This window comes from Cupriavidus numazuensis (assembly GCF_905397435.1).
Taxonomy (GTDB): Bacteria; Pseudomonadota; Gammaproteobacteria; order Burkholderiales; family Burkholderiaceae; genus Cupriavidus; species Cupriavidus numazuensis.
On the sequence record NZ_CAJPVI010000083.1, the window covers coordinates 21,758 to 29,373 of the forward strand.

The 7,616-nt window shown below is 68.5% G+C and carries 4 protein-coding genes; all 4 read left to right on the forward strand.

Going from position 1 to position 7,616, the window contains the following annotated elements; all coding sequences use genetic code 11:
• The first annotated feature begins 204 nt into the window (after nt 1-204).
• The 4 genes from KHO41_RS37620 to KHO41_RS37635 all read left to right on the forward strand — a co-directional run bounded on the left by KHO41_RS37620 (nt 205) and on the right by KHO41_RS37635 (nt 7,456).
• The gene (locus KHO41_RS37620) at nt 205-3,441 is read left to right on the forward strand and encodes a bifunctional diguanylate cyclase/phosphodiesterase (RefSeq protein ID WP_211958307.1); all 3,237 of its coding nucleotides are present in this window, start codon (nt 205-207) and stop codon (nt 3,439-3,441) included.
• 130 nt (nt 3,442-3,571) lie between these two features.
• Nucleotides 3,572-4,666 (forward strand): putative 2-aminoethylphosphonate ABC transporter ATP-binding protein, encoded by a 1,095-nt coding sequence (locus KHO41_RS37625; protein WP_211958308.1) that lies wholly within the window; start codon nt 3,572-3,574, stop codon nt 4,664-4,666.
• Complete coding sequence (locus tag KHO41_RS37630) at nt 4,663-6,405, forward strand: putative 2-aminoethylphosphonate ABC transporter permease subunit (protein ID WP_376989967.1); 1,743 nt, start codon at nt 4,663-4,665, stop codon at nt 6,403-6,405. The genes KHO41_RS37625 and KHO41_RS37630 overlap by 4 nt, the downstream gene beginning before the upstream one ends.
• A gap of 28 nt (nt 6,406-6,433) precedes the next feature.
• A complete protein-coding gene (locus KHO41_RS37635) occupies nt 6,434-7,456 on the forward strand; it encodes a putative 2-aminoethylphosphonate ABC transporter substrate-binding protein (RefSeq protein WP_211958309.1) in 1,023 nt (340 codons plus the stop codon).
• Nucleotides 7,457-7,616 lie beyond the last annotated feature (160 nt).

Consider the following 7,616-nt stretch of genomic DNA (forward strand, 5'->3'; position numbering starts at 1 on the left):
CCATACCCTGTGTGATCCCCGCAGGTTCGCAATGTGTGGGGGTTGACAATGCGGGGGAGCGGCATTTCCCGACTGCCGGTACCCTGCACGGTGTGGAACCCGCTCCAATGCGGGGCTGTGCTTTGCGGCGCGCCAAGGTATAGTGCCCGTGGCCTGCCAGGCGCGGGTGCGCGCCGTGCGGCGATCCCACGAATGCCTTCCGCCATGAAACTGCGTTTGCCGTCGTCCGCCGTGCCCGCCTTGCTCGCGCTGCTGGTTGCCGCGGGCGGTACGCTGTTGACGGTCGCCGCATGGCGGCAGGCGGCGCAACCCGAGCAGCGCCTGGCGCAGCAGCGCTTCAACGCGCTGCTGGCCGACGCCACAGTCGCGCTGCGCGCGCGGCTGCAGGAGAACGACCAGCTCCTGCGTGGCGTGGCAGGCCTCATGACGGCCAATCCGGCGACATCGCGAACCCAGTGGCGCAACTACCTGTATGCGGCGCAGCTGGACGAGCTGCCGCCCGGCACGCAGTCCGTCGGCTATGCACCGGTGGTGCGGCGCGACGGGGTTGCCCGCCTGGCTGCCGCCGCGCGCCGCGACGGCCTGTCCGACTACGCGATCCATCCCACGGGCGCGCGCGATCTCTACGTACCCGTTTTCTATATCGAGCCGTTGGCCGGGCGCAACGCCCGCGTGCTCGGCTTCGACATGTTGTCCGACCCGGCGCGCCGCGCCGCGCTGGAGGCCGCGCGCGACAGCGGCGAGCCGCGCGCCACGAGCGCGCTGGAACTGCTGCGTGAAGCCGAGTCATCGACGCACCAGCTTGGCGCGCTGGTGTTCATGCCCCTATACGGCAGCGGCGAGGCGCTGAGCAGTGTCGAGCAGCGGCGCGCGGCGATCGTCGGTTACGTCTATGCGTCGCTGCGCCTGGGCGAACTGATGCGCAGCGTGGCGGGGCGGGGCGCCGGCGAGCTGGTGCTGTCGCTGCACGAGGGCGCCGGCAGCGCGCGCGGCCGGCAGGTGTCGGGCGACCTGACCGATGGCGAACGGCGTAACGACGGCGCTGCGCCCATGCTGGCGGCCGAGCGCCAGTTCGACTATGGCGGACGCACGTGGACCCTGCGCGGCGCGACCCGACCGGCGTTCGAAGCGGCCCATGGCGGCGACCGCGCCCGCATGGTGGCCGCCGCCGGAGCGCTGGCCACGTTCCTGATGGTGGTGCTGACCTTCGCGCTCGCACGCCGGGGCCAGGCCGCCAGGCAGGACGCGGCGGCGGCCGACAGCCGGCGGGAAGCCGACCAGGCGATGCTGCAGGCCTGCATGGCGCTGGCCCCCGACGGATTTCTCGTGACCGATGCCGACGGCAAGGTGCTCAGCGCGAGCCCGCGCGCGATGCAGCTCTTCGGCGCCGGCATCGACGGCCTGCAGGGCAAGGCGCTGGCCGATCTGGTGCCTGGGGTGGCCGGCATCGCCATGGCGTCCGTCGCGCCGTCGGCCCAGGCGTCGGCACAGCGCGAACTCGAGGGGGTGCGTGCGGACGGCGGCCGTTTCCCGCTGCGGGCCGGCATGGCGCGCTTGCCCGGCACCGCTGCCGGCGAGCCGGCCCGCTCGCTCTGGATCCTGACCGACCTCGACGAACTGTGGCACGCGCGCCAGCAGGCAGCCGTGCAGGCCGGGCGCTATGCGAGCCTGGCCGACCACGCGCCCTTGTGCGTCATCACGTTCGATGAGGATGGCCGCATCACCGATATCAACCGCACCGGCCAGCACATGCTCTGGTATCCCGGCCCTGAACTTGCCGCGGGCATGCGCTATGCCGATCTGCACGTGGCCGACGAACTGGCCGAGCGCGCGCGCGACCTGACGCGCGAGCTTGGCGAGACCATCGCCCCGGGGCTGCCGGCGCTGGTGGCCAAAGCCCGGCTTGGGCTGGTCGACGAACGTGAGTGGACATGGCTGCGCAAGGGCGGCTCGCGCGTCCCGGTGCAGGTCACGTTGCGCGAGCTGCCTGCCGAAGACGGCCAGCCGCGCCAGTACCAGGCCATTGCCTGTGACCTGACCGAGCGCCACCGCGTGGACGATTACATCCGACACCTGGCGCTGCACGATGCGCTGACCGGCCTGCCCAATCGCGCCGAGCTGACCGAGCGCAGTGAAGCCGTGCTGCTGCACGCGCGGCGCCACGGCGAGCGCGTGGCCCTGCTGCTGCTCGATCTCGATCATTTCAAGCACATCAACGATTCGCTTGGCCACCCGGTCGGCGACGACGTGCTGCGCACGATTGCCGACCGGCTCAAGGCCGCGGTACGCCAGGGCGACCTGGTCGCGCGCATGGGCGGCGACGAGTTCGCGGTCGTACTGGGCGGCCTGCGCCACGACAACGAGGCCGAACTGGCGGCCTCGAAGATCCTCGCGCGGGTGTCCGAAGAACTCGAGATCGACGGGCAGCGCCTGCGCGTGACGCCATCGCTCGGCATCGCGATGTTCCCGGCCGATGGCGAATCGCTGACCGATCTGCTCAAGTCGGCCGATGCCGCGGTGTATGCCGCCAAGCAGGGTGGCCGCGCGCAGCTGCGGCGCTTCGCCAGCGAGATGGCCGAGGCCTCGCTCGCGCGCCTGACCATCGAAGGGTTGCTGCGCCGCGCGGTCGACGAACAGGAATTCACGCTGCGCTACCAGCCCATCGTCGATACGAGCACGCTGGCCGTGACCGGCGTCGAGGCGCTGATGGCCTGGCATACGCCCGAGCGCGGCACGATGCAGCCGTCCGAGTTCATCCCCATTGCCGAGCAATGCGGCCTGATCGGCGCGCTCGGCGAATGGGCGCTTGCCACGGCCTGTCGCGACATCCAGGCCTTGCGCACCGCGCTCGGCCGCGACATCGAGGTGGCCGTGAACATTTCCCCGCTGCAGCTGCGCCAGCCAGGATTTCCGGATATCGTCGCTCGCACCCTGCAGGAGGCGGGCCTGCCGCCGGCCAGCCTGACCATCGAAGTGACGGAAGGCATCCTCGTCGAAGGCGGCGAGACCACCATCGACACCTTCCTGCGGCTGCGCGAACTGGGCGTGCAGTTGTCGATCGACGACTTCGGCACCGGCTATTCGGGCCTGCACTACCTGACGCGCCTGCCGATCAACCGGTTGAAGATCGACAAGTCCTTCATCGACGACGTGGCCACGCCCGGGCACGACCAGGTGGTGGCGGCGGCGATCATCGCGCTGGGCCACCAGCTCCACCTCAAAGTCGTGGCCGAAGGCGTGGAGACCATGGCGCAGTTCCAGTTCCTGCGCGCCCAGGGCTGCGATGCGCTGCAGGGCTACCTGTTCTGCCGTGCCGTAGGCCCCGACACGCTGCGCGAGGTGCTCGACAACGGCTTCGAGCGCATGCTGCCCGCCGATGCCTGGGCCGACCCCGGCGCGGGCGCGGGCGCCGAAATCGGGACTGACCGCGACCCCGCCTGACGCTTCATCTGTTCCCGACCCCAAAAATCCGCCGATAGCCCCATCGGATAAGTTTGCCGTTCTGCCACACGCCTGGCATATCGCCTGCCTAAGCTGGCGTCCGTTCCTATCGATTGGCGGAGATGGCGTGATGCAGGCAGGCAAGCCCGGGAAGGGCCGGGTGTTCCTGGCGGTGGAAGAGGTCAGCAAGCGCTTTGGTGCGTTTGCGGCGCTGGACGGCGTTTCGCTGTCGGTCGGGCAAGGGGAGTTGCTGTGCCTGCTGGGGCCTTCGGGCTGCGGCAAGAGCACGCTGCTGCGCATCATTGCCGGCCTGGAACGCCAGGACGCGGGCCGTATCCATGCCGGCGGGCGTGACCTGACCGGGTTGCCGCCGCAAGCCCGCGACTACGGCATCCTGTTCCAGTCGTACGCGCTGTTTCCGAACCTGACGGTCGCCGCCAATGTGGCGTATGGTCTGCACGGCCGAGGCATGGGCCGCGCACACCGTGATGCCCGCGTTGCAGAAATGCTCGACCTGATCGGCCTGCCCGGCAGCGAGCACAAGTTCCCCGGCCAGCTTTCCGGCGGCCAGCAGCAGCGCGTCGCACTGGCCCGCGCTTTGGCACCGGCCCCGTCGCTGCTGCTGCTCGACGAGCCGATGTCCGCACTCGACGCGCGCGTCCGCGAACACCTGCGCACCGAACTGCGCCAGCTCCAGCGCCGGCTGAACATCACCACCGTGATGGTCACCCATGACCAGGAAGAGGCGATGGCCATGGCCGACCACATCGCCGTGATGGATGGCGGTCGCATCGTCCAGGCCGGCACCCCCGCGCAGATCTACGAGCAACCGGCCTCGGCGTTCGTCGCCAACTTTGTCGGACAGGCCAACTGGCTGCGCGGCCGGCGCGGCGCCCCGGGCCGCTTCGTGGTCGGCGATGGCAGCCTTGCCGTAGACCTCGAAGTGGCATTGCCCGATGGCATGCCAGAATCCGGACGCCTGTGTTGCCGGCCCGAGGCCGTGCGCCTGCATGCCGCCGACGGCGAAGCCAACCGACTGCTGGCCCGCGTGGTCGACCATACCTTCCTGGGCAGCCGCTACCGCGTGGCGCTTGAGGCCGAACGCCTGCCGGGCACGATCCTGTTTGCCGACGTGCCGCGGGAACAACGCCACCTGCTGCCCGACGCGGGCACGCAGAAGTTCTGGATTTCGCTGCCTGCAGCGGCCCTGCGGGTGTTCGCATGAGCCGGGTCGCTCAAGAGACCGCCAGCCTCGCTGCCGCCCCCATGGCTGACCACGCCTCTGTGCCGCGGCGCGCCACCGGAGCGGGGCTGGCCCATCGCGCACCCGCCGCCATGAAGTGGCTGTGGCTGCTGGGCGTGGCCATTGCGCTGCTGTTGCCGCTGGTGGCGCTGTTCCGCCAGGCATGGTTCGACGGTGCCGGGCAGTGGGTGCTCGGAGCCCGCCTGGCCGAACTGTTCGCCAATCCCAATTTCCTGCCGCTGCTGGGCCGCAGCGTGGCGGTGTCATTCGCGACGGTGGCCGTCGTCGTGCCGCTGGCTTTCGGGTTTGCCTATGCGCTGCAGCGTTCGCGCATCGCCGTGCGTCCGCTGTGGCGCGGCATTGCGCTGCTGCCTCTGTTTGCGCCGTCGCTGCTACCCGCCATCGCGCTGGTCTACCTGTTCGGCAACCAGGGCATCTTCAAGCATGCGTTCGGCGCGGGCGGCATCTATGGCTTCTGGGGCATTTTGCTCGGTGAGGCCTTTTATACCTTTCCGCATGCGTTGATGGTGCTGATCGCCACGCTGTCGCTGGCCGATGCGCGCCTTTACGAGGCCGCGCGTGCCATGGGCGCGAGCCCGTGGCGCACCTTCTGCACCGTGACGCTGCCCGGCGCGCGCCAGGGTTTGTTCGCGGCGGCCTGCCTGGTGCTGACGCTGGTGATCACCGACTTCGGCGTGCCCAAGGTCGTCGGCGGCGGCTATCCGGTGCTGGCGCTCGAAGCCTACAAGGCCGTGGTCGGCCAGCAGAAGTTCGACACTGGCGCGCTGATCGGCATGTTGCTGCTGCTGCCGGCGCTGCTGACCTTCGGTGTCGACATGGCCATGCAGCGGCGCCAGCGCGCGCAGATGAGCAGCCGCGCGCAGGTCTATGTGCCCGGGCCGGACCGCTTGCGCGATGCCGTGTGCCTGCTCATGGTGGCAGCCGTCAGCGCGGCGCTGCTGACCGTGCTGGCGACGGCAGTGGGCGCGTCGCTGGTGAAGCTGTGGCCGTACAACCTGCAGCTCACGCTGGGCCACTATGACTTCGACAATATGGATGGCGGCGGCTGGCTGGCTTATCGCAACAGCCTGAAGCTGTCGCTGATGACGGCCATCGCCGGTGCCGCGATCATCTTCCTCGGCGCCTGGCTGACCGAGCGCACGCGTGGCCCGGCGTGGCTGCACGTGGTGCTGCGCGGCGGCTTCCTGCTGCCGATGGCGGTGCCCGGCCTCGTGCTCGGCCTCGGCTACGTGTTCTTCTTCAATGCCCCGGACAATCCGCTGCATGGGCTGTACGGCACCATGGCTTTGCTGGTGCTCTGCAATGTGGCGCACTTCTACACGACCGGTCACCTGACCGCTGCGGCTGCACTGCGCCAGCTCGACACGGAATTCGAAGCCGCCGCGCTGTCGCTCGGCGTGGCGCCGCTGGTGACGTGCTGGCGCGTGACCGTGCCGATCTGCCTGCCGGCCATCCTCGACATCTTCCGCTACCTGTTCGTCTCGTCGATGACCACGGTCTCGGCGGTGATCTTCCTGTACAGCCCGGACACCGTACTGGCCGCGATCTCCGTGCTGAACATGGACGACGCCGGCGACGCTGCGCCCGCCGCCGCCATGTCGACGCTGATCCTGCTGACCGCCATCGTCGCCGCGCTGCTGCTGCACGCCGCCTCCGCCGGCTGGCTGCGCCGCACGCAGGCCTGGCGCCGACCGGCCTGAACCCATTCGCATCCCCAAAGGAGAAGCCATGTCCCGCATCACCCGCACCGCCACCGCACTGGCAGCGTTCGCGCTGCTGGCCGCCGCCCAGGCCCACGCCAACACCGTGCTGACGGTCTACACGGCGCTCGAAGCCGACCAGATTGCCGCCTACAAGGCCGCGTTCGAGAAGGTGAACCCCGATATCGAGATCAAGTGGGTGCGTGACTCCACCGGCATCGTCACCGCCAAGCTGCTGGCCGAAAAGGCCGCGCCGCGCGCAGACGCCGTGTGGGGTCTTGCCGGCTCGAGCCTCGCCATCCTCGACAAGGAAGGCATGCTGCAGCCGTACGCGCCGAAGAACCTCGCCGCCATCGACGCGCAGTACCGCAGCGCGGCCAACCCGCCGGCATGGGTCGGCATGGACGTGTGGGGTGCCGCAATCTGCTTCAACACCGTCGAAGCGCAGAAGCAGGGCCTGCCCAAGCCGACCTCGTGGGCGGACCTGACCAAGCCCGTATACGCGGGCAAGATCGTAATGCCGCATCCGGCGTCGTCGGGCACCGGCTTCCTGGATGTCAGCGCGTGGCTGCAGATGATGGGCGACAAAAAGGGCTGGGACTACATGGATGCCCTGCACAAGAACATCGGCCTGTACACGCATTCCGGCTCCAAGCCGTGCAAGATGGCCGCTCAGGGTGAGTTCCCGATCGGCATCGCCTTTGAATATCGTGCGATGAAGTCGAAGAAGGAAGGCGCGCCGATCGATATCGTGCTGCCGAGCGAAGGGCTGGGCTGGGATATCGAGGCCACGGCGATTATCAAGGGCACGAAGAATCTTGAGGCTGCACGCAAGCTGGCAGACTTCTCGGCCTCTCGTGAGGCCATGGGCTTGTATGAGAAGAACTTCGCAGTGCTGGCGGTGCCTGGGATTGCCAAGCCGGATGCCCTGCTGCCGGCGGATTATGAAAAGCGGTTGATCAAGAATGACTTCGTCTGGGCGAGTGCTAATCGGGATCGGATTCTGACGGAGTGGAGTAGGAGGTATGAGGGGAAGGCGGAGAGGAAATAAGGGTTGATTGATCGAGGGTGGTCAGGAGTTATCGCTCTTTGCATGCGCCGCTGTTTCGCCGGCGTAGCCGGCGAGTCACTTTTGTCCGAGCGACAAAAGTAACCAAAAACGCGTTTTGGGTACGGTTCACCCACATAGGTAACAGAACAGTTCAAGCACA